Source organism: Bradyrhizobium sp. Leo170 (assembly GCF_004296405.1).
In the GTDB taxonomy this organism is placed as follows: domain Bacteria; phylum Pseudomonadota; class Alphaproteobacteria; order Rhizobiales; family Xanthobacteraceae; genus Bradyrhizobium.
Map to the genome: position 1 here is coordinate 1 of NZ_PSRR01000789.1, position 819 is coordinate 819.

Below are 819 nucleotides of genomic sequence, written 5' to 3' on the forward strand. Positions count from 1 at the left end.
AAGGGCGAGCCATCAGGGATCAACCGGATCTACCGGCTTTATCGCGAGGAAGGGCTCACCGTCCGCAAGCGGCGGGCTCGCTTCGGCGATGGCCGAACGACTCGTTTAACGCAACGACACGTACTTCCAGGTTAGCTCCGCCGTCTCAAGCGCTCGCGCTGAGACGCACCGATCCATCACGGGCGCCTATGCCTTCATAGCGATCAAGTATTTTGCGCCATGCGCCACCTCTGGTAGTGACGTGCGGAGCTGTTGATCCAACGGGGACACGGAGGAATGCCATTACGCCATCTGCGGGAACGTTCTCGTCGGGAATTCTGACACACGTTATCATCGGCAGACGATGCCTGTCGGTGGCCTTTGGCGGCCGGCCCCGAGAGCAGGTCGTTGCCCCTTGAGCGGAGCTGGTGGCGCAAGCGGTTTCGAATCCTGCTGGCGCTACGGTGCGTTGGCAAGGAGACCGTCTGGGAGGGGCAATGAACCTCGATGACACGATGGAAGCTGCGCGAGAGACCATCGCGCAGATGGATAGTCTCTTGACGCGGGCTCGCGAACAACTTGGCCGTTGTGCCTGCCCTTTGGGCGACGGCACTATGAGTGCCGCTTCAATTTCTGCATTTGTCGCCGATCAGGACGAAGCGTTTCAAAGAGCGTATGCGGGCGAGCTGGCGGCCCTCAATCACATCCTGCCAACGCCTGAATCGATGTCGCATGTCCCACGCACCAAGCCGTCTCCACGGAGAGCGTGACATGATGAGGATGGCGGATGGTGAGCTATTGAATGGTGGCGATGCGCCGGACACCGAGCGGCTGGCACAA

General features: G+C 60.6%; 1 protein-coding gene. It reads left to right on the forward strand.

Translation table 11 applies throughout. From position 1 onward, the window contains the following. Positions 1 to 476: 476 nt before the first annotated feature. Positions 477 to 749, forward strand: coding sequence for a hypothetical protein (locus CWO89_RS44720; RefSeq protein WP_130232011.1), 273 nt, complete (start codon positions 477 to 479; stop codon positions 747 to 749). The last annotated feature ends 70 nt before the right edge of the window (positions 750 to 819 follow it).

Excerpts from the sequence above, each read along its gene's own strand:
- CWO89_RS44720 (WP_130232011.1), top strand. The coding sequence starts at position 477 with ATGAACCTCGATGACACGATGGAAGCTGCGCGAGAGACCATCGCGCAG.